20 protein-coding genes and 1 tRNA gene are annotated in these 20,414 nt (G+C 46.1%); 13 read left to right on the top strand and 8 right to left on the bottom strand.

All coding sequences use genetic code 11. The features are described 5' to 3' along the window. Positions 1-5 precede the first annotated feature (5 nt). Together CR164_RS02060 and CR164_RS02055 are read right to left on the bottom strand one after the other, a co-directional pair. A complete protein-coding gene (locus tag CR164_RS02060; protein WP_110022240.1) occupies positions 6-2,081 on the bottom strand; it encodes a sodium-translocating pyrophosphatase in 2,076 nt (691 codons plus the stop codon). 239 nt (positions 2,082-2,320) lie between these two features. Continuing rightward, positions 2,321-3,340, bottom strand: coding sequence for an endonuclease/exonuclease/phosphatase family protein (locus CR164_RS02055; protein WP_239994428.1), 1,020 nt, complete (start codon positions 3,338-3,340; stop codon positions 2,321-2,323). Positions 3,341-3,533: 193 nt separating this feature from the next. On the opposite strand from CR164_RS02055, the gene CR164_RS02050 reads away from it, so the two are divergent. Further along, the gene (locus CR164_RS02050) at positions 3,534-4,298 is read left to right on the top strand and encodes a hypothetical protein (protein ID WP_146204127.1); all 765 of its coding nucleotides are present in this window, start codon (positions 3,534-3,536) and stop codon (positions 4,296-4,298) included. 190 nt (positions 4,299-4,488) lie between these two features. Next, the gene (locus CR164_RS02045) at positions 4,489-4,887 is read left to right on the top strand and encodes a hypothetical protein (RefSeq protein ID WP_110022238.1); all 399 of its coding nucleotides are present in this window, start codon (positions 4,489-4,491) and stop codon (positions 4,885-4,887) included. Between the two features lie 20 nt (positions 4,888-4,907). On the opposite strand, the gene CR164_RS02040 is transcribed toward CR164_RS02045, so the two are convergent. Next, entirely contained in the window at positions 4,908-5,336 is a 429-nt protein-coding gene (locus CR164_RS02040) for an EamA family transporter (RefSeq protein WP_110022237.1), read from the bottom strand. A gap of 112 nt (positions 5,337-5,448) precedes the next feature. On the opposite strand from CR164_RS02040, the gene purC reads away from it, so the two are divergent. The 11 genes from purC to CR164_RS01985 all read left to right on the top strand — a co-directional run bounded on the left by purC (position 5,449) and on the right by CR164_RS01985 (position 15,693). Beyond that, the gene (gene purC, locus CR164_RS02035; RefSeq protein WP_110022236.1) at positions 5,449-6,159 is read left to right on the top strand and encodes a phosphoribosylaminoimidazolesuccinocarboxamide synthase; all 711 of its coding nucleotides are present in this window, start codon (positions 5,449-5,451) and stop codon (positions 6,157-6,159) included. A 26-nt stretch (positions 6,160-6,185) separates the two neighbouring features. Next, entirely contained in the window at positions 6,186-6,833 is a 648-nt protein-coding gene (locus CR164_RS02030; RefSeq protein ID WP_110022235.1) for a DedA family protein, read from the top strand. 84 nt (positions 6,834-6,917) lie between these two features. Then, positions 6,918-7,829 (top strand): transketolase, encoded by a 912-nt coding sequence (locus CR164_RS02025; RefSeq protein WP_110022234.1) that lies wholly within the window; start codon positions 6,918-6,920, stop codon positions 7,827-7,829. Between the two features lie 9 nt (positions 7,830-7,838). Continuing rightward, positions 7,839-8,372: a 16S rRNA (guanine(966)-N(2))-methyltransferase RsmD gene (gene rsmD / locus CR164_RS02020; protein ID WP_110022233.1), complete on the top strand. Its 534-nt coding sequence runs from the start codon at positions 7,839-7,841 to the stop codon at positions 8,370-8,372. A 59-nt stretch (positions 8,373-8,431) separates the two neighbouring features. Further along, positions 8,432-8,926 (top strand): pantetheine-phosphate adenylyltransferase, encoded by a 495-nt coding sequence (gene coaD / locus CR164_RS02015; RefSeq protein ID WP_110022232.1) that lies wholly within the window; start codon positions 8,432-8,434, stop codon positions 8,924-8,926. 53 nt (positions 8,927-8,979) lie between these two features. Beyond that, a complete protein-coding gene (locus tag CR164_RS02010; RefSeq protein WP_110022231.1) occupies positions 8,980-10,188 on the top strand; it encodes a pyridoxal phosphate-dependent aminotransferase in 1,209 nt (402 codons plus the stop codon). 6 nt (positions 10,189-10,194) lie between these two features. Next, complete coding sequence (locus CR164_RS02005) at positions 10,195-10,956, top strand: lysophospholipid acyltransferase family protein (RefSeq protein ID WP_110022230.1); 762 nt, start codon at positions 10,195-10,197, stop codon at positions 10,954-10,956. Positions 10,957-11,096: 140 nt separating this feature from the next. Then, the gene (locus CR164_RS02000; RefSeq protein WP_110022229.1) at positions 11,097-12,065 is read left to right on the top strand and encodes a PSP1 domain-containing protein; all 969 of its coding nucleotides are present in this window, start codon (positions 11,097-11,099) and stop codon (positions 12,063-12,065) included. Between the two features lie 21 nt (positions 12,066-12,086). Beyond that, positions 12,087-14,195, top strand: a complete 2,109-nt coding sequence (gene metG / locus CR164_RS01995) for a methionine--tRNA ligase (RefSeq protein ID WP_110022228.1) — start codon at positions 12,087-12,089, stop codon at positions 14,193-14,195. 47 nt (positions 14,196-14,242) lie between these two features. Then, positions 14,243-14,315: transfer RNA gene (locus CR164_RS01990), tRNA-Met, on the top strand. 154 nt (positions 14,316-14,469) lie between these two features. Continuing rightward, positions 14,470-15,693 carry an exo-beta-N-acetylmuramidase NamZ family protein gene (locus CR164_RS01985; protein ID WP_110022227.1) on the top strand — a complete coding sequence of 408 codons (1,224 nt, stop codon included), beginning with the start codon at positions 14,470-14,472 and terminating at the stop codon, positions 15,691-15,693. A gap of 196 nt (positions 15,694-15,889) precedes the next feature. Here the strand turns inward: CR164_RS01985 and cfa are convergent, their stop codons facing one another. The 5 genes from cfa to CR164_RS01960 all read right to left on the bottom strand — a co-directional run bounded on the left by cfa (position 15,890) and on the right by CR164_RS01960 (position 20,411). Next, a complete protein-coding gene (cfa, locus tag CR164_RS01980) occupies positions 15,890-17,008 on the bottom strand; it encodes a cyclopropane fatty acyl phospholipid synthase (protein ID WP_110022226.1) in 1,119 nt (372 codons plus the stop codon). A gap of 104 nt (positions 17,009-17,112) precedes the next feature. Beyond that, complete coding sequence (locus CR164_RS01975; RefSeq protein ID WP_110022225.1) at positions 17,113-17,883, bottom strand: sterol desaturase family protein; 771 nt, start codon at positions 17,881-17,883, stop codon at positions 17,113-17,115. Positions 17,884-18,018: 135 nt separating this feature from the next. Next, entirely contained in the window at positions 18,019-18,597 is a 579-nt protein-coding gene (locus tag CR164_RS01970; RefSeq protein ID WP_110022224.1) for an STAS domain-containing protein, read from the bottom strand. A 261-nt stretch (positions 18,598-18,858) separates the two neighbouring features. Further along, positions 18,859-19,827, bottom strand: a complete 969-nt coding sequence (gene miaA / locus CR164_RS01965) for a tRNA (adenosine(37)-N6)-dimethylallyltransferase MiaA (protein WP_110022223.1) — start codon at positions 19,825-19,827, stop codon at positions 18,859-18,861. Further along, on the bottom strand, positions 19,827-20,411 hold the full coding sequence (locus CR164_RS01960; protein WP_110022222.1) for a Maf family protein: 585 nt from the start codon (positions 20,409-20,411) through the stop codon (positions 19,827-19,829). The genes miaA and CR164_RS01960 overlap by 1 nt, the downstream gene beginning before the upstream one ends. Positions 20,412-20,414: the final 3 nt, after the last annotated feature.

Below are 20,414 nucleotides of genomic sequence, written 5' to 3'. Positions count from 1 at the left end.
ACCACCTAAATAAGCGGGGCTATAACCAGTGCGACAACTGCGATGAGCTTCATGAGAATATTGAGGCTCGGTCCACTTGTATCCTTGAACGGATCACCAACGGTATCTCCGACAACTGCGGCTTTGTGAGCTTCGGTGCCTTTGCCGTAGGTTACACCGTCAAACTCGATATTGCCTTCAATGCGTTTTTTGGCGTTATCCCACGCGCCTCCGGCGTTGGACTGGAATATGGCAAGCAGCACACCTGAAGATGTTACCCCTGCAAGCAGTCCGCCAAGCATATCCTTTGAAACGAAACCAACGACAACAGGTACAAGGACACCGAGAGTTCCGGGAAGAATCATTTCGCGAATAGCCGCTTTTGTAGAGATATCGACACAGTGAGCGAACTCGGCCGGGGTGGTTCCTTCTCTCAGGCCGGGAATTTCGTTGAACTGACGACCGACTTCGGTGATCATATCCCGGGCAGCACGGCCTACAGCTCCCATGGCAAGGGCGCTGAACACAAACGGAAGCATGGCTCCAAGAAGCAGACCTGCCATGATGACCGGTTTCGATATGTCGATAGACTCAACGCCTGCCTGTTGGCGGAATGCTGCAAAAAGAGCAAGAGCGGTAAGGGCTGCACTGCCGATAGCGAATCCTTTTCCGATAGCTGCGGTTGTGTTGCCGACAGCGTCGAGTTTATCGGTTCTTTCGCGTACTTCCGGCGGAAGTTTGGACATTTCGGCAATACCACCGGCATTGTCCGAAATCGGACCGTAAGCATCGACAGCGAGCTGGATACCGGTGACGGAAAGCATGCCAAGCGCCGCGATGGCTATGCCATAGAGGCCGGCAAAGTAGTGAGATCCGATAATTGCGGCTGAAAGAACGATAATCGGAAGACCGGTTGACATCATACCCGTACCGAGACCGGCAATAATGTTTGTTGCTGAACCGGTAACGCTTTGATAGGCGATGTTTACGACAGGTTTATGGTGTGTCGAACAGTAATATTCGGTAATAAGACCGATAAGAACACCGGCGGCAAGGCCTATGATAACCGCGAAAAACACATTGAGAGAGGTATACGTGACACCGCTGACCGTCCATGTCGATGGCAGGATGTTCGTGATAATGAAATAACTCAGTACAGCCATGATAAAAGAGGCGCCGAATTCGCCGGTATTAAGACCGGTTTGAGGATTTCCTCCCTCTTTAACCTTCACAAAAAACGAGCCGAGAATCGATACGATGATACCAACAGCGGCTATGACAAGCGGAAGGATCACTCCGGCGATCGGTGAGATCCCCATGCTGTCGAAGACCGGAACAAATGCTGCACCGAGAACCATGGTTCCGATGATCGAACCGACATAGCTTTCAAAAAGATCGGCTCCCATACCGGCTACATCACCAACGTTATCGCCGACGTTATCGGCAATGGTTGCCGGATTTCTCGGATCGTCTTCAGGGATTCCCTCGTAGACTTTACCCGCAAGATCGGCACCGACGTCAGCCGCCTTGGTATAGATTCCTCCTCCTACACGTGCAAAGAGTGCGATCGACGAGGCGCCCAGGGAAAAGCCTGAAATGAGATTGATTACCTGATTGATTTCGGAAAACTGGTTGTTGTAGATAATGAAGAGAGTAGAGAGTCCGAGTATGCCCAGGCCGACAACTGAAAGCCCCATGACAAGGCCTCCTGAGAATGCAACGTTCAGCGCCCTTGACAATCCTTCCCGTGCGGCATGGGTTGTTCTGACGTTTGCCTTGGTTGCGACTTTCATGCCGAAGTAGCCGGCAAGTCCTGAGCAGATAGCGCCAACGATGAAGCTTACCGCTATAATCGGGGAAGAGTCAGGTCTGCCGCTGTTGGCAAAGCCCAGCAGGACCGCAACGGAAATAACAAAAATCACCAGAACCTTGTACTCTCGTTTAAGAAAAGCAACCGCTCCGTCGGCGATGTGCCCGGCAATCGTTGCCATTTCCTGGGTTCCGCTGTCCTGTTTTGATACCCATCCGGCTTTGAACAAAGCATACAGTAATGCGATGATGCCGGAAAGGGGTACTGCATAAAGAATCAATTGGTTGTCCATTTTATGATTTTGCGTTAGAATTGCGTGAGTTGAGATGCAACCGTAAAATGAGTCGCTGAACATCGTTCAGGCTTGTCGGCAAGCAGACACAGGTTAGTCACGTATACCCGTGAAAGAAAGTGACTGAGTGTATGTGGAGTATAATCGCAAAGATCATAACGAGGGTGAATTTACAATTTCTGCGGAGTTCTTCAAAGAAAGGATCTCTGTGGCGGCAAAATTTTATTTCACGTTTTATATCACCGTGTTATGGCTTCGAAAAGCATGGGGAAGTGGTCCGAATATCCGCCCAAGTACTTCGGCCCCTTGTAGGTTGCATTGGGGCGTGCGCTTCTCCCGGTTTGCATATGCGGGATGTGAAAGCAGGAAAATGCATTTTCTGAAAGTGACAGTCCTTTCTCATCGAAAAGCCCGGATGAAACCATGACCTGATCGAATTTCAACCATCGTCCCCCGAAATGGCAGCTGCCTTTTTCGTCCAGTTCTCCCCAGCAGTTAAGCAACTTTTTTTCCGGGTTTTCCATGAAGGCTTTTTTATCGGTAGTTGCCCCCAGGATTTCGCGTATCGATCTGTCATGGGGTTCGTCGTTGAAATCTCCCATAACGACGATATCGGCATGAGTTGATGTGCTCATGAGGCTGTCGATGATCGACCTTGCTGCTTCGGCAGCGAGCAGCCTCTTTGGTTCCGACCATGCTGTGTCAAGCGCTCTCGACGGCCAGTGGTTGACCAGCAGGAAAAAAGGATTGCTGTTTGCCGAAAAACTGTACAGGGTAATGTCTCTTGTGTTTTTGCCTTTGAGGTCGATTTTCCGGGAAAAGGTGCTGTCAAGAGCGACGCTTGTAGAATCATAGGCGAGCGCAATATCGATCCCCCTTGGATCATCCGAGTCATGATAGGCTGTTTTGTAACGATTTTTCGGGAGGAACGAGAGCAGCCGGTTGAAAACCTGCTGATTTTCAACTTCACAGAGAACAAGGATGTCAGGATAAGAGCCTTTTTGATGTTGCACAACCTTTATGATGTGCGAGAGCCGCATGCATTTCAACAGGAGCTTTTTTTTAGTCCATCGTTTTTTACCTCCGGGCGTGAAGTCGCTGTCCTCGGTCACAGGATCGTCATCGGTGTCGAACAGGTTTTCCACGTTCCACCACATGATTGATAGTCTGTTATCATCAGCATAGGCAAGGGGGACTGGCAATAACAGGGAAAGCAGGAACCCTGATACCATGGTTATGAGTGCTACTTGTTTTTGCATTTTATTCTATCTGTTTTGATTTAAATCATTAATTTATTAACGGATGTAATAAAAAAGTGTGAAAAAGTATCTGGTACTCGATTGTTGTAAAAGGAGAAAAGGCGGTGCTGGTTTGCTGACAGTCGGTTTCAAATATGGCGGGAGAAAGCCTGAGGGTAGAATTAGCGGGTTAAAACGGAGGCACAAGGTGTTCATGTCGCTCCCGAGGACAATTCTCTTATCGTTTGTATTTTATTTGAATATCGGATGCGGCTCTTCCCGGCAAATATCTCTTGATATACAGCCTGATCAGGCTGAGTATTATGCCAAAGGAAACCATATCGTCGGTTCGATGAAGGACAATACAGTTATTGCCATGTATTCTCTTTCGAAAAAGGTGTGGATCAATAGTTCAGCCGGGTTTAATGTTTTGCTGAAAAACATCGGTGACGAACCGATGGTTTTCTCGATCGAAAATATAACAGTTCAGGTGCTCAACGATGCCGACGAGGACCCTTTGCATGTTAGGATCTATTCTTATGACGAGTTGGTGGAGAAAGCCGAAAGATCTGCAGCGGTTGGTGCCGTATTTGCAGGATTGGAGTATTGGGGGAACATCTCTCAGGCGTCCAAGGCAGGTTATTCCCATACTGAAGGCTCTTTTTCGGGGCCTGAGGGATATGGTACCTATACCCAAACTACATATGATCCGGCAGCCGAGCAGGCAGCACGAGATGCAGCCGATGACGAGCTGAAATCTGATCTTGCAAAAATAGAATATGATAAACAAGAGCGTATTTCTTCGTTGTCGTCAATCTTGAGGAAATCAACCGTTTTTCCCGGAATGATGCTTGCTGGCGAAATCAGGGTAGCTATACCAAGACAGGTTGATGAATCAGCAAGTCTTTCGTTCCTTATCGATGCTGCCGGTGATGAGCACACGGTTATCTTTCGCCTCGATGACGTCCCCGGACGTTGAGGATTGTAAGTTGCATGGTCCTCGCGTGACGATACTTTTTGGGGAGGTTTTATCGTCGTTTTACGGTCCGAAACGCTTTCGTGTTGCAGAAAAGGGCAAAATTTTTTCTTTACAATAATGATATGTAACTTGTCCGGGATTTTACCGTAAGCGTACCGAAGCATAATAACATCCAACGGTCGACAGCAGTATGGCTAAAAAGATCGATGTTACACAAAAGGCAAAGGATATTCTCGAGGAAGCACTTGACAGGGAAGCGGTAGATGTTCTTGCGAAAATATCCCGTGAGATGCAACAGATTTTCAATGACAATCCTGAACCTTCCCGCCCTGATGTTGTGCGAATCGTTAGTGAATATTTTACTAACGACGGCAAATCGGAGCAGTTTGTGACAAACTGGATCAATACGGCCGAGGAGCACTGCAGATCTCGTGGTCTTCGTGAAGAAGATCAGCCGAAAGCCATGCTTTCCGATCTCGGTGTGTTCAGGTTCATGAATTTCCTTATGGAAAAAGGTTTGACTGATGATCAGGTGAATATTGTGCTTCGTGGTGCTGTCCAGCAGGCGAACGACGAGGAAAACGGATAGAGGATTGTTTCCATTCCGTATCACTTGCTGTGAAGAATCAATATTATACCTCCAATAACCAGAATTACTCCCGACAATCGAATGATATTGAATGGCTCGTTGAGAACAACGATTGCCAGTATGTAGGTTATTAGGGGGGAAGCAGCGATGAGTGGGTATACAAAAGAAACATCGGTTGTTTTAATTGCCGAAAAGTAGAAGAACAACATAATTGTGATGGCGACTCCCTGTAGAAGCGCATATACGGTATATTTTATCGGGATACCGCTTGATAGTGAGGAACCGCAGAACCAGACGACAACACCCAGAATAAGCGTTTGCGAGAGGCTTCGATAGAAAATCATTTGCGTGATATTCATCTTTGCCAGAGTTATTTTCTCAAGAATCGGCAGTGATCCTACTATCGACACGGTTATGATGAGCGAAAGATAAAGGTGAAATGTTTTCATAATCGGTATGTTGTTACGATAAGTGATTCGGGGCTTCGTCAGGGAAAAACAGGTAACGTTTTGTAAGTGCAAATCAAATCAAACTAAACCAAACCAAAGAGAGAGCTGAACCATGAATAAAACCAAGCTTCTTCACGAAGGAAAAGCAAAGAAAGTTTTTCTGACCGATAGTAATGACCTTGTTATTCAGGAATTCAAAGATGACGCCACTGCTTTCAATAACAAGAAAAAAGGTACGATCAGCAACAAGGGGGTTGTCAACAACGCAGTTTCCTGTAAACTTTTTACCTATCTCTCTGAAAACGGGATATCGACCCATTTTGTAGAGAAGCTCTCGGACAGGGATATGCTTTGCAAATATCTTGAAATTATAATGGTAGAGGTAGTTGTGAGGAATGTCGCTGCCGGGTCTCTTGTAAGGCGTTATGGTTTCGAGGAAGGGACCAAACTTGAAAACCCGATTATCGAGCTTTATTTGAAAGATGATGATCTCGATGATCCCTTGATGAACGACAGTCATGCTGTTGCACTCGGGTTGGCTACCTATGAGGAGCTTGATATACTCAAAGAGCAGGCAGCAAAGATCAACACGCTTATGAAAAGTTTTTTTGCCGAGAGAAAGCTCAATCTGGTTGATTTCAAGCTTGAGTTTGGTCGGCATAAGGGTGAGATTCTTCTTGGTGACGAGATAAGTCCTGATACATGCCGTTTCTGGGATCTCGATACAGGTGAAAAAATGGACAAAGACCGGTTTCGGTTTGATCTTGGAGGAGTGGAGGATGCCTATTCGGAGGTTGAAAAAAGAGTTCTTGACCTGAAATAGTTTCCGGTCAGGAACCTTGGAACCAAATGCTCGAAAGTATTGTAGAATATCTTCGGTCCGCAGATCCTGTTGCGATATACATTTTCCTGTTTTTCATATCTTTTCTGGAGAACGTCGTGCCCCCGATTCCGGGGGATGTGCCCGTAGCGTTTGTCGGTTATCTTACGTTCTCCAGTGATATTGATTTCTGGTTGTCCGTTGCTTTTGCATCGGCCGGGTCAACCCTGGGTTTCATGCTGATGTTTCTTGTCAGCCGAAAGATCGGACTCAGGATATATGCTCCGGGGGAGAGCAGGGTCAGGCATGGCCTGGTAAAAGCAATTCACAAAATGTTTCCTCCTGATCAGATGGAAGCAGCTCGACAGCGCTTTTCGACGCACGGTTATTTTGCCGTTTTGATCAACCGGTTCCTTTTCGGTTACCGTGCGGTCATATCGGTGATGTCGGGGTTCCTGCATCTTAACGTGACGGGGGTTTGTGCAGCAGCCCTCGCAAGTTCAATCGTTTGGTACGTACTTCTGCTCCGTGGAGGATATCTTTTGGGTGAAAACTGGCAGTGGATCGGAGCGTATATGGCGGTGTACAGCATACCCCTCACCCTTGTTTTTCTTGTTGTTGTGTTTGTTGCTCTTTTCAGGTATCTGAAAGGGCGGGGAAAAAAGGGGCGCATATAGGTTGTTGGATTTTTATACCTTTGCACGTACCTTTACATTTCGCATCGTAAACCATAACTATTCAAGAAGTACGGAACCACAGTAATGGCAAAAAATATCAAGCCTTATCCTGCAGATAAAAAAGGACAGGTTGTCACGCTGGAATCAATTGGGGAACTGAAGGAAATGGCCTGTCAGGTGCGGCGGGACGTCGTGCGTATGCTCACCAAGGCGGCATCGGGTCATACAGGGGGCTCGTTGGGCATGGCGGATGTTTTTACCTCTCTGTATTTCAAAATCATGCGGTATGACCCGCATGATTCCGGCAAAACCGCTGACATGGATATGCTTTTTCTTTCAAACGGCCATATTGTTCCTGTATGGTATAGTGTTCTCGCCAGGAGTGGTTATTTTCAGCTTGAAGAACTTCATTCGTTACGTCAGATCAACAGCTATCTTCAGGGGCATCCTGCTTCAGAAGCAGGCTTGCCGGGAATACATATGGCTTCAGGTTCTCTTGGACAGGGGCTTTCAGCTGCTGTCGGCGCGGCTCTGGGAAAGCGTATGGACGGGTGTTCCGGGGATGTGTTCTGCCTCATGGGGGATGGTGAGTGTCAGGAAGGCCAGATATGGGAGGCTGCGATGAGTGCTGCGCATTACGGGCTTGGTAATCTTGTCGGTATTGTCGATTACAATAATCAGCAAATCGATGGAGAGGTTAGCGATGTTATGAATATCGAGCCTTTTACCGAAAAATGGAGATCCTTTGGCTGGGATGTTCATCAGTGTGACGGCAATGATATCGAGGATATTGTTGCTGTAACAAAAAAAGTCCGGGAAAAAAAAGAGAGGGTAAAACCAGCGGTTATTCTTGCCGTTACGGTTATGGGTAAAGGTGTTCCTTTTTTTGAAGGCACTATGCCGGATAATACGAATTGGCATGGTAAACCTCCTTCTCCGGAGCAGTGTGAGCAAGCTCTTGAAATATTGGGAGAAACGTCTTTCGGTGATTTTTAAACCCCAAGGGTGCAGATACAGTCAGGCAGATACAAGGGGAAAAAACTGCAGCGTAGCACAACCGGTTCTATCCGTCCCTGCAGCAGCAGGGTGAAAAAATCTCTGTTCGATATACTTTCCGTACGGATGGATCTTGCAGGGATTAAGGTCCTCGATCTTTTTGCCGGTTTTGGTTCACTTGGTTATGAAGCATTGAGCCGTGGTGCCGGAGAGGTTTGTTTTGTTGATAGCAGTGTTCAGTCTTTGACGTCATTGCGGGAAACTGCGAGTGAACTGGGGATAGCATCAGAGGTGAGGATCGTCAAAAAAGAGGTTGTTCGGTTCGTTAAGACCGAAAAAAACACTTATGATCTTGTTTTTTGTGACCCACCTTACAACTGGAAAGATTACAGAGGCCTGATTCGGGAGATTTTCAACCGTGGCCTGGTTACGGAAAACGGCGTTCTGCTTGTTGAACACAGTAATCGTCACAGTTTTGAAGATGAACCACAGTATGCTTTTCATAAAGATTACGGGATGACGAGAGTTTCTTTTTTTTCCTAATTCCTAAGTCTATCGCCCCGGACTGAATGACTGGCCGGGCACATCCAGGAGAACATTTTATGAAAAAGCTTGCTATTTACCCAGGTACTTTCGACCCTTTTACGAATGGTCATCTGGACGTGCTTGAGCGGGCGCTGACGATTTTCGAGCAGGTTATCGTTGTTATTGCGGAAAACAGTTCGAAAAAAACTCTTTTTTCGGTCGAAGAGCGCTCTGAGATGATTGAAACTGTCACGGAAACTCTTCCCGGAACAACAGTGGAAGTGTTGCATGGTGGCCTTCTTGCTGAATATGCACATGCAGCCGGTGCAGCCGCGATAGTCCGCGGTGTACGTCAGGTAAAGGACTTTGAGTACGAGTTTCAGATGTCGCTTCTCAACAGGCATTTGAATCCCGAAGTTACTACGGTTTTTCTTATGCCTAATGTCAACTATACGTATGTGGCTTCTTCAATTATCAGAGAGGTTTCCTTACTTGGAGGGGATGTAAGCAAATTCGTTCATCCTCACGTATTGACGATGCTACAGAAAAAATTTGAGGAACATAATACCTGATACAGGATTTTGCTGGTGTTTTTCGAACTTTCAAATGTATAATCTTTCATGTTATGAGTATAAACAGTTTGCCTGAAGAACGATATCTCACCCGTCGGGTTTTGAGTATGCAGGAATCGCAAACCATGAAAATAAGCGGACTTGCAAAACAAATGAAGGCTGAAGGCAAAGATATTATCAGCTTGTCTGCTGGTGAGCCCGATTTTCCTACGCCTGATTTTGTGGCAGAGGCGGGTATCGATGCTATAAAAGCCGGATTTACGCGTTATACGGCCAATGCCGGTATTCCCGAACTTAAAAAGGCTATCGTTGAGAAGTTCAAACGGGACAACGGTCTCGACGTTACTCCGGATCAGATTATAGTCAGCAATGGGGGTAAGCAGACCTTGGCGAACACACTTCTTGCATTGTGTGAAGAGGGGGATGAGGTTATCATTCCTGCACCTTTCTGGGTGAGTTTTCCCGAGATGGTCAGGCTTTCTGGGGCTGAGCCGGTTATTGTCCCCACTACGATCGATTCCGGTTACAAAATGAAGCCGGAGCAACTCGAAGCTGCTATTACCGAACGAACGAAAGTGCTGATACTTAATTCTCCTTCGAATCCGTCAGGTGCCGTGTATTCGGAAAATGAGGTCAGGGCGTTGATGGCGGTACTGGAAGGTCGTGAGATTTTTGTGATTTCCGACGAAATGTATGACCAGATTGTTTACGGGCCGGTCACGCCGTTTTCTCCTGCAAGGGTTTCCGGAATGCGTGATTGGGTTATAATCAGCAACGGTGTGTCGAAGACCTATTCAATGACCGGGTGGCGCATCGGTTTTCTTGCAGGGCCGAAATGGTTGATCGATGCTTGTGGAAAAATACAGTCCCAAACCACTTCGAATGCCAATTCGATTGCACAGAAAGCAGCCGTTGCCGCGCTTACCGGCGACCAGCGGATTATTGAAGAACGGAGGCTGGAGTTTGAGAAGCGCCGGGATTATATGTATAAAGCCCTCAATGAGATTCCGGGAATAACCGCAACACTTCCGGATGGGGCTTTTTATATTTTTCCTTCAATCGCAGGTTTGCTGGGAAAATCGTTCGGTGGAAAAGAGATGAACAGTTCGGCAGACGTGGCGGAATATCTTCTTGTTGATCATTATGTCGCAACAGTGCCTGGTGAGGCTTTCGGGGCTCCTGAAAACCTTCGGTTATCGTATGCAGCTTCGATCGGTGAGCTCGAAGAGGCTGTTGGCAGGATCAGCAAAGCGTTTGAGTAACACTTCATGTTGACAGTCCGTCGAAGCAGAGCGTATACCAAATGGTTTGGCTGGTACTCCCGGCGGCAGTTCAAAAGGCATTTTCATGCTGTGAGGGTTTCGGTTCCGCCAGAAACCCTCGGCATGCAGGCTCATTATCCGGTTATTTTTTACTGCAATCATGCTTACTGGTGGGACGGGTTTTGGTCACAGCTTTGTACTGAAGAGTTTTTCAGTCAGAATCTCTATATCATTATCGAATATCAACAGCTCGTCAAACATCGTTTTTTTACCCGCCTGGGTGCTTTTTCCATCGATCGCTCCAACCCGAGAAGCGCCGTTTATACTCTTGATTATGCTGCGGAACGTCTTACGCAGAAAAGTAACAGGCAGAACGCCTTGTGGGTTTTTCCGCAGGGACTGATCGAACATGTTGACAAGCGACCCGTTCTTTTTTTTAACGGTACCTCTTCGATTGCTTCGCGTGTACTTCAGAAAACCAAAAAAATATATCTGGTTTCAGTTGTTAGCCGGATTGAATATCTTGAGGACCAGAGACCCGATTTATTCCTTTCATTTAATACGCCGGAACTTATCGGGCCGAATGATTATTTCGGTCATAAGGCTTTGACAGATCATATGCAGGATAGTACCGCCAGGCATCTTTCATTGCTGAAAGAGAAAATAATTGCCGGAGATATCGATGATTTGCCGATTTTAGTTAAAGGAACTGAATCTATAAACATAAAAGTAGATCGATTAAGGAGACTTGTCGGATTGAGAGGGTAATGGTAAATGGCGATCGGTTGGCTGTGTTTCCAGTTGGCAACAGCTACATAAGGAGTACACGGGACAGGAAGGTATTGGGTTGTCAAATGGCATATTAACAGGAGAATGGGCAAACAACCCGGAAAAAAAGTTGAACTACTATGAGTAATGTAATATGCAGCTGTACGTTAGGTGACTATGCCAGGGTGCGGTTACATCTTTCTCGGATGTTGCATCGTGAGATCGAGCAGCTATACAACGATGTCGATGAGGAGGGTGGCAACATATGTGAAGTTGAACTCAAATGTTGCCGTCGTGAATTTTATGTAAACCCTACTGACGAGAAGCCGGAAGTCGGCAAAGCGGTTATAGTAGAGGCGGATGGAGGACATGACTATGGGATTGTTTATTCGACAGGGGTCATTGCAGCCAAAAAAATGAAGCTGAAAGGCTTCGATGAAAAAAAAGACAAGCTGGATACGATCATCCGTTTTGCGGAGGAGAGTGATACCGAGCAATTCCGCCTGGTTCGAAAGCGGGAACCTGAGATTCGTGATGTGTGTTTGTCGAAAATCAAGGGACACGGGCTTGATATGAAGCTGGTTGACGTAGAGTTACGACTGGATCAGCAAAAAGTGACGGTTTTTTATACGGCGACACACAGGGTTGATTTCCGTGCTCTTGTAAGAGATCTTGCCAGTGAATTCAAGGCAAGGATTCAAATGGTTCAGATCACTACACGAGAGGAAGCCCGCAGAGCTAACAGCTTTGGTGCCTGTGGCTGTGTTTTGTGCTGTTCCAGCTGGATACAGAAAATTCATGCAAATCCTTTTGCCGAAAAACAGCAGGCTTCCGAATATTCCCACGGTGACAACCATGCCCATAATGTTATCGGCCAGTGTAACCGTCCGAAGTGTTGTCTGGGTTATTCGAAAAATGAAAAATGCTCGAAGAACAGAAGTTCTGACAATTATCCTCCGCTGGGAAGTAGGGTCACAACAGCTGACGGTACGGCAATCATTGAAAGTATCAATCCAGCAAAAAAGGAAATTATCCTTCGCTATCCTGCAGACGGAAAAGAGGTGCTGATATCGTTGAAGGAGTTTACATCGATGTTTGTCAAGAAGTAAGTTTGAATCCAAGTTTTTTTTATGAACAACCATTTAAAGCGAACGCTTGTCACGACGGCTCTTCCATATGCAAACGGTCCTGTGCATCTTGGTCATTTGGCGGGCGTTTATCTGCCTGCAGATATTTATGTTCGTTTCAAGCGGCTGCAGGGTGAAGATATCGTCCATATAGGTGGCTCTGACGAGCATGGCGTGCCCATTACCATTACTGCGGATAAAGAAGGCATTTCTCCTCAGGATGTTGTTGACCGTTACCATAGCATGAATCTCGATGCCTTCGAACGATGCGGTATTTCCTTTGACTTTTATGGCAGAACATCATCCGAGGGGCATTTGCGGACAGCGCAGGAGTTTTTTCGGGAGATCAACTCAAAGGAAATTTTTGTCAAGAAGAAAGAGCGGCATTTCTTTGATCCACAAACAAAGAGGTTTCTTTCCGACCGTTATGTAACCGGAACCTGTCCGATCTGTGGCTATCCGGAGGCAAACGGTGACCAGTGTGAGCAATGTGGTACTCATTTAAGTCCACGGGAACTGATTGATCCCAGAAGCAAGCTCTCGGATGAGGTTCCCGAGTTGCGTGAAACATTGCACTGGTATTTTCCGCTCGGAAGGTTTCAGGGGCAGCTTGAGGACTATGTAAACAGCCATACAGCGGATTGGCGCACCAATGTGCTGAACTATACCGCTACTTGGTTGAAACAAGGGCTGGCTGACAGAGCGATCACAAGGGATCTTCACTGGGGGGTTCCTGTTCCTGTCGACAATGACGAGGCCAGGGGTAAAGTGCTGTATGTCTGGTTCGATGCAGTACTCGGGTATATTTCATTTACCCGTGAATGGTCTGAAAAACGCGGAACACCTGAGTTGTGGCGTGAATACTGGCAAAATCCCGATTGCCGGATCGTTCACTTTATCGGGAAGGACAATGTTGTTTTTCATACTCTTATGTTCCCGGCCATTCTTATGGCATGGAATGAAGGGAGGGATAAAGATGTGTATTCTCTTGCCGATAACGTTCCGGCATCTGAATTTATGAACTTCGAAGGGCGCAAGTTCTCCAAGTCGAGAAACTACGCGGTATATCTCGGAGAATTTCTCGACAAGTTTCCGGCCGATACGTTGCGTTATACCATTGCAATGAATTATCCCGAAAACAAGGACAGTGACTTCAGTTGGCAGGACTTTCAAAACAGGACCAACGGAGAGCTTGCCGATACGCTTGGAAATTTCATCAAACGTTCTATTGATTTTACCAATACCAAGTTCAATGGTGAAGTTCCGTACGAATGTGCAATGGAAGACTGGTTGGCACTCGGTATTGACTGGGAAGACTGTTTTGGCAGGCTTGAAAAAGCCTACGAGGAGTTTCGCTTCAGAGATGTTGCAACACTTACCATGCAGATAGCCCGTGCTGCAAACCGTTTTCTGACCGATTCCGAGCCCTGGAAAGTATTGAAAACAAACCCGGATGCAGCTGCCCGGACAATGTCGCTCTCGGTAAATCTCTGCTATACTCTTTCGATTGCGTGGTATCCTGTTATTCCTCATACCGCAAACCGAATCTATACCATGCTTGGTTTTTCGGAAACGCTCGATGATGCGTTGAAGAACGGCAATGCTTCCTGGGATATGGCAAAATCACCACAGTTGAAACGAGGTCACCGTTTGTCGGAACAGTCTGAAATTCTTTTTAGAAAGATAGAGGACAAAGATATTGCACCTGAGCTTGAAAAGATTGAGCATCTGCTTGCCGAAGTCGAGAGAAAAGAGGAGGCTGCGAAAAAGAGTATGTGTTTCAAGCCGGAAATCAGTTTCGATGATTTTCTCGGTGTCGATCTTCGTGTTGCCACGGTTACAGCATGTGAAAAAGTGAAAAAAGCCGATAAGCTTCTCAAATTGCAGTTGAAGGTCGGTTCACAAAATCGCCAGGTTCTTGCAGGTGTCGCGCAATCATATTCTCCTGAATCCATTATCGGGAAAAATGTCGTACTCGTTGCTAATCTTGCTGAAAGAAAGATCAGGGGTGAACTATCTCAGGGGATGATTCTCGCTGTTGAAGGCAACGATGGCAAATTGAACCTTGTTGAAGTGAGCGGATCGGGAATAAATGGGAAAAATGTACAATAATGTTTTGAATTGAATAGAGAGTTCTGTACATTAAGGTACTAAAACATCGTGGGGTGGAGCAATTGGTAGCTCGTCGGGCTCATAACCCGAAGGTTGCAGGTTCAAGTCCTGTCCCCACCACAAGAAAAAGCCGCGCCATGTTGCGCGGCTTTTTTTATGACCTGTTTTTCTTTCAACTCTTTCAGCCGGATGGTATTTTTCCCGTTACTCGGCAGTGTGTTCCGACTATACAGAGGTTTTTTCTGCAAACGAACGGTATTGGGGGACTGTTTTCATGAGTTTGAGAGATGTTTACATCGCTTTCCTGTTTTTTTTCTGTACGCTTTGCGTGTCGCAGACGCTTCATGCCCAGTCTTTGCAGTATGGCATCGATGTGCTCGATGCCGACCGTTGCCGTGATCTACAGGGAAAAAGAGTTGCTCTCATTACCAACAAGGCTGGAATAACTGTTGACGGGGAACCTGACTACAGGGTTTTTCTGCGTCATGGCCTGGACCTTAAATATCTTATGGCGCCGGAGCATGGCTTTCATAATGTTGTTGCTGCAGGCATGAGAGTGAAAGATGAAAAGCTCGATAACGAGCTCGAGGTCTATTCACTGTACGGTTCCCAAAAAAAGCCTGATGTAGAGCTGTTGAAAAGTAGCGTCGATGTGCTTGTTTTCAATCTCCAGGATGTCGGGGCCCGCTGCTATACCTATATTTCAACAATGCGTTATGCCATGGAAGCCTGTCAGGAGGCCGGAGTTTCCTTTATGGTTCTTGATCGTCCCAACCCTCTTGGACCGGTTCCGGCCGGTGGTTTCATGCTCGATTCGGACTATGTCTCTTTCGTCGGTATGGTTCCAGTCCCTTTTATTCATGCTATGACGGTCGGTGAGATTGCTCTTTTCCTGAAAAAGCGGTTCTATCCAGACCTTCGCCTTCAGGTGGTTGCAATGGAAGGGTATGACCGTCGACGTTTTCTGGATGATTATCCCGAAGTGCGCTTTGTATCCCCTTCACCAAATATACGTGGTCTTGAAACAGTGCTTGTTTATCCTGCTACGGTATTTCTCGAAGGCACCAATGTCAGTGAAGGAAGAGGTACGCAGTTTCCGTTCAGGCAGTTCGGGGCTCCTTTCATTAATGCAGATTTTCTCAAAAAAGAGCTTCAACGTTTCAAACTGCCGGGAGTTTCGTTTCAGGCGGTGCAGTTTATTCCTTCATCAGGAAAGTTTCAAGGGCTACGCTGCAGTGGTGTTCGGCTGGAGGTAACCGATCGACTTGTTTTTGAGCCTTTCAGGACCGGTATAGCAATTGTATTGTCTCTGCAGAAACTCTATCCAGGGCTGTTTGATCTGAATACGAACGGTCAGTTTTTCGATAAGCTTGCAGGAGGGCCGCTTTTCCGCAAGATGGTTCTTTCCGGTCGCTCCCTTGAAGAGATTCTTGCTGCGTCAAGGTTGCAGGTGCATGTGTTTGAGGAAGCCTATCCCGACCGGCATATTTATGAATAGGAATTGGGGAAAAAGTCAAAGGGCTAAAGGCAAAAATGAAGAGGAAGAGGGGATATTTCGAGCGAGGAAAATAGGGGTAATAGTTGCATGGATGCCGGATTACGTCCGGCATGACTCTACGGCGCGGAATAGATAAATAGAGGTGTCCTTTATTGTTTTTGACTTTTGAATTTTGACCTTTGACCTCGGCTTCCGGCTACCGCGGGACGCGGTAGAGGCCTTTTATGCCCTGCGGCGAGAGCAAAATTTGCCATATCTGAAGCTTCCGTGCTCGGAATGCTCCTGCGCAACTGAGGAGATAATACTTCCACATTCTGAAAAACCTTTCGCTATACTGTTGATTCAGTTTTTCAAGGTTTTTTTGTACGTTTTGATGCCATGATTTCAATGTAAGGTAGTAATCATGAGCAAATACATGCCAGTCTTCCAGAACGAATATTCCCTCATATGCGCCAGTTATCTGACTGGCGGCCGGAATCATCGAGTTAGGAAAAATATACTTGCTTATCCAGGGGTCCGTTGAGGTAGACTGTTCGTTCCCTCCTATAGTATGAATCAGACAAAGCCCATCCTTTGCAAGGCATCGGTCAATAACTTCGAAATAGTGACGATAATTTTTATAGCCAACATGTTCGAACATGCCGATTGAATAAATCCGATCGTATTTGTCGTTAAGGGAACGATAATCACAGAGTTTGATTGAAACCGACGGGTCATTGCAAAACTGCTGTGCAAACTGTGCCTGTTTGTTCGAGACGGTGATTCCGGTTACGTTGACCCCATAATGTTTTGCTGCATAAAGCGCTGCACCACCCCAGCCGCATCCTATGTCGAGAACCTTCATACCGGGCTTGAGCCTCAGTTTATCGAATATCAGTTGCAGTTTTTTCTGTTGGGCTTGTTCGAGGTTGTTACAGTTTCCCCAGTAAGCACAGCTGTAATTCATGCCGGTATCCAGCATAAGGGAAAAAAGGTCGTTGCCGGTATTGTAATGTCGCTCGCCTACGGTAAATGCTCTGGAGGGAACTTGAAGGTTGAAAATGCGCCCTGCAAGTGAGCTGGCAAAAATCCCGAAAGTGGCGATTTTTTTGTTGATTCGATTGTGCAGGATTCTGAAAAACAATTCATCAATAGCATCACAATCCCACCAGGCGTCCATATATGCCTCACCGAAACCAAGGTTTCCATGGGCAAGAATGCGCTGGAAGAGCCTGCTATCATGAACCCTGATATCCCAGGCATTTGTTCCGTTGATAGAAATGCCTGCAGGCTCGAGAAGATTTTCTACCTGTCGTTTGAACTGTGTGTCAAACATCTTCCGAGGAGGTTTTAAACGTTGCTATTCGACAATGCCGGATGATGTTTTGAGTACATGGAAAAGTTAAAAAACTTTCTAATAACTGACCATACTTCGAGTTATCAATTGTGAAAAGGTCTTGCCAGTAAAGCAAAAAGACGTTGTTGTTCAGGGGCGCTTTCGTTATCGAGACCGATTGTCATGCTTTTTACGTCCTTTTTCAATCTGAAACTTCCAAACAGTCTATCCCAGAGAGAGAGCATGCTTCCGTAGTTTGAATCGTGTTCCGAGCGTGTAACCGAATGGTGTACGCGATGCATCAAGGGGGTAGGTATAATAATCCGTAATAATCTGTCAACTGAAGAGGGAATACTGACGTTACTGTGATGAAATTCAATCACAGGTGTCATCAACATCGAGTAAAGAATAAGATCCTCGATGCCCGCACCGATAAGGATGAAAACAGGAAAACGAAGCAACTCCGACAACACTATTTCAACGTAATGAAACCGCCATGCGGTTGTGACATCCATAGACGGGTCACTGTGGTGGATCGAGTGAAACCGCCAGAAAAAATCGATTTCATGATTGATTCTGTGCCAGAAATACATCCAGAGATCGATAAGCAGAATGACCAACAGGGTTTCAAGAAAAAATGGAAGTTCCAGAGCTTTAACTCCCGACCATACGGCTTTTGACTGTTCAAGAGCAAAAGCCATCATGATACCGCTTGGAAGAAGAATTAAAAGGTTGAGGCCTGCAATGGATAGATTTAACCCGGCATGTTTGCCTCGGGATTCTCTACCGCTGAAAAACGGGATAAAGCCTTCGAGAAACCAGAGTAAAAGACCGCCGGCAGCGGTGGTTAAGTAAGAAAGTGTTACGGTATCCATTGACTAAAAAAAGTCGTGACAAGAGATAAAGGGGGCAGTTGTAAGTAAATGGGAAATTACCTAAAAGGTTCCTTGTACGTACTGATAAAAACGGAGCTTGGGGGGGACTGTGCGTTTTCAGGTGACGATTATTTTTTACTCTTGATTCCGAATGGAGGGAGGAAGATGCTTTTTAGGGCGTCCTCTTTTTGGGGAGGGGATAGCCTGTTGGGATGTTTTTTCTTCGATTTTTACAGGTTTCTCCATGATTTCTTCTTCATTGTTGAAGCCAGACGAAGAGATCAACTCCATATCACACTCCTCACAGTTTGCCGGTAGAGCCGGTGCTTTGGTACGGGTTGTTTTTTTAGGGCTTTTTTTGCCTTTCCCTGACGAGTCGATCAAAGTCATGACCTCGTTGAGAGAGGTGAAAATGTAAAGTTGCTTGTCCAGTCCGGAAAGCTTCAGGAGATCTTTTATCTGTTGACAGAGTGAGACGAAAATTGCAAGTCCCTCAGACTGGTTTGCTTTTCGGTGGGCAAGAAGCATCGAACTGATACCGCATGAATCGATTGCTTTGACAAAGGAAAAATCGATAATCATATTTTTTTTCCCTTTGCTCTCAAGAACCTTGTCAATTGATTGACCGAAAGCTCGTGCATGCCGAACGTCAAAGACTGTTTCTTCAATTTTAAGAATAATCAGATCTTTGCGTTTTGATACTGAATGTTTCATCTTTACAGCCTTGGTAATAAGGCTTAACACCTATGTTTACAACAAATTACAAGCTCATTAAGTATGGTTTGAGGATGGACTTTCCAAGCGTATGCTACAACGCCTTTGTTGAAATGTTTTTTTACTTTTGCCTTCTGTTTGAAGTTTCAGGAAAAAGAGGAAATTTTCCAAGAAAAAAGCCTTGTATCGGTTATTATCTTTAGAGTCTTAAACACCAAAAAAGAGTGATCGACTTAGAGTTTTCAAAGAAAGAGAGAGTGTTTAGTGGCAAAAAAAATGGTGAACCAATTCATGCGCCAGTTGGTGTAGACTTTCTTTATCCCGCGGTGCGGCTATCCATTTGACGTCGAGCCTGTTTCTAAAAAAAGTCAGCTGTCGTTTGGCGTAGTTGCGAGTATGCTGTTTGATGAGTTCAACAGCTGTTTCCAGAGAGTGCTTTCCTTCGAAATATTGGAAAAGTTCCTTGTAGCCAACGGTCTCCAGAGCATTGAAAGTGTGACCGGTTTTATCTTTTCTATAAAGATTGTGGAGCTTTTCTGCTTCAGCGAGCAGCCCCGATGCCATCATTTCATCAGTACGCTTGTTAATTCGTTCATAGAGTTCTTTTCTTGGCAATGAGAGGGCAAGCGGAACGAATGTGATGGAATGGAAACGTTTTTTTGCTGCAGTTTGGAGTTCGGTAACGGTTTTTCCGGTTATAGTTATGATTTCAAGGCTCCTGACGAGGCGTTGAGTTTTCGATGGATCGAGGGTTGCCGCTTGTTCAGGATCGATTGATTGCAAGCGTTGATAGAGAGCATTCTTTCCCGATGTTTTCAGCTCTTTCTCGAGTTCACGTCTGATTTGTGGATTTTTTGCCGGAAGATCGGCGAAGCCACAAAGAAGGCCTTCGATATAGAGTGTCGAACCGCCGACAACTATGGCATTATTTCCTTTTTCAAGGATAGATCGGATGCGTCGGGTTGCATCGGAAGCGAAGTCGCCGGCATTATATTCTTCGTCGATCTCTTTTTCGTTGATAAAATGATAGGGTATTTCTTCGAGCATGATTGCCGAAGGTTTGGCTGTGCCGATATCCATTCCGCGGAAAATCTGTCGTGAGTCCGCTGATATGATTTCGGCTTTGAGATTTTTGGCTGCAGTATGGGCCAGAGCGGATTTTCCAGAAGCTGTCGGCCCGGTGATCACTAAAACCGGTTTGTTTTCTGACGATGTATTGCAGCTGGTCATTATACCAATCCCATTGTGCGCATGACAGAATAAATGTGTGATAAGGGTAGACCTACCACATTATAATAACAGCCTTCTATACGCCGGATAAAGCAAGACATGAAGGGGTCCTGGATCCCGTACGCACCTGCTTTGTCGAATGGTTGTTGCGTGTCAATGTAATGGTTTATCTCTTTTCCGGTCATCGGGGAGAACTCGACAAGGGTCGTTGCGTAATCGGTATGACAAAGCGTTCCCTGAAGCAAAGCGAAGCCTGTCATGACCTTGTGGGAGGTTCCCTGAAGCTCTGCAAGCATTGCATATGCCTCTTCGCGCCCAGAAGGTTTGCCCAGAGGTTTGTTGCCAAAAACTACTGTTGTATCGGCTCCGAGTATGACGGTGTCTGCAGTGCTCTTTGTGAGTTTTTTTATTACGGCGCGTGCTTTTTTTTCTGCGATGTCCATGATATTCCGGGTAACCGGGAGATCAGGATTAAAGGTTTCGTCGATGTCTGCCGCTATGGCAGTGAACGGTATTTGCATCAACTCGAGAAGTTCCCGGCGGCGTGGTGACTGAGAGGCGAGGACAATATTCAGCTTGGACATGTT

The sequence above is a fragment of the Prosthecochloris marina genome, assembly GCF_003182595.1.
Lineage (GTDB): Bacteria > Bacteroidota > Chlorobiia > Chlorobiales > Chlorobiaceae > Prosthecochloris > Prosthecochloris marina.
The sequence above is the reverse complement of the archived record's forward strand: the minus strand, read 5'-3'. Positions and strand labels throughout refer to the sequence as shown.

Excerpts from the sequence above, each read along its gene's own strand:
- CR164_RS02060 (WP_110022240.1), bottom strand. The coding sequence starts at position 2,081 with ATGGACAACCAATTGATTCTTTATGCAGTACCCCTTTCCGGCATCATC.
- CR164_RS02055 (WP_239994428.1), bottom strand. The coding sequence starts at position 3,340 with ATGCAAAAACAAGTAGCACTCATAACCATGGTATCAGGGTTCCTGCTT.
- CR164_RS02050 (WP_146204127.1), top strand. The coding sequence starts at position 3,534 with ATGTCGCTCCCGAGGACAATTCTCTTATCGTTTGTATTTTATTTGAAT.
- CR164_RS02045 (WP_110022238.1), top strand. The coding sequence starts at position 4,489 with ATGGCTAAAAAGATCGATGTTACACAAAAGGCAAAGGATATTCTCGAG.
- CR164_RS02040 (WP_110022237.1), bottom strand. The coding sequence starts at position 5,336 with ATGAAAACATTTCACCTTTATCTTTCGCTCATCATAACCGTGTCGATA.
- purC (WP_110022236.1), top strand. The coding sequence starts at position 5,449 with ATGAATAAAACCAAGCTTCTTCACGAAGGAAAAGCAAAGAAAGTTTTT.
- CR164_RS02030 (WP_110022235.1), top strand. The coding sequence starts at position 6,186 with ATGCTCGAAAGTATTGTAGAATATCTTCGGTCCGCAGATCCTGTTGCG.
- CR164_RS02025 (WP_110022234.1), top strand. The coding sequence starts at position 6,918 with ATGGCAAAAAATATCAAGCCTTATCCTGCAGATAAAAAAGGACAGGTT.
- coaD (WP_110022232.1), top strand. The coding sequence starts at position 8,432 with ATGAAAAAGCTTGCTATTTACCCAGGTACTTTCGACCCTTTTACGAAT.
- CR164_RS02010 (WP_110022231.1), top strand. The coding sequence starts at position 8,980 with ATGAGTATAAACAGTTTGCCTGAAGAACGATATCTCACCCGTCGGGTT.
- CR164_RS02005 (WP_110022230.1), top strand. The coding sequence starts at position 10,195 with ATGTTGACAGTCCGTCGAAGCAGAGCGTATACCAAATGGTTTGGCTGG.
- CR164_RS02000 (WP_110022229.1), top strand. The coding sequence starts at position 11,097 with ATGAGTAATGTAATATGCAGCTGTACGTTAGGTGACTATGCCAGGGTG.
- metG (WP_110022228.1), top strand. The coding sequence starts at position 12,087 with ATGAACAACCATTTAAAGCGAACGCTTGTCACGACGGCTCTTCCATAT.
- CR164_RS01985 (WP_110022227.1), top strand. The coding sequence starts at position 14,470 with ATGAGTTTGAGAGATGTTTACATCGCTTTCCTGTTTTTTTTCTGTACG.
- cfa (WP_110022226.1), bottom strand. The coding sequence starts at position 17,008 with ATGTTTGACACACAGTTCAAACGACAGGTAGAAAATCTTCTCGAGCCT.
- CR164_RS01975 (WP_110022225.1), bottom strand. The coding sequence starts at position 17,883 with ATGGATACCGTAACACTTTCTTACTTAACCACCGCTGCCGGCGGTCTT.
- CR164_RS01970 (WP_110022224.1), bottom strand. The coding sequence starts at position 18,597 with ATGAAACATTCAGTATCAAAACGCAAAGATCTGATTATTCTTAAAATT.
- miaA (WP_110022223.1), bottom strand. The coding sequence starts at position 19,827 with ATGACCAGCTGCAATACATCGTCAGAAAACAAACCGGTTTTAGTGATC.
- CR164_RS01960 (WP_110022222.1), bottom strand. The coding sequence starts at position 20,411 with ATGTCCAAGCTGAATATTGTCCTCGCCTCTCAGTCACCACGCCGCCGG.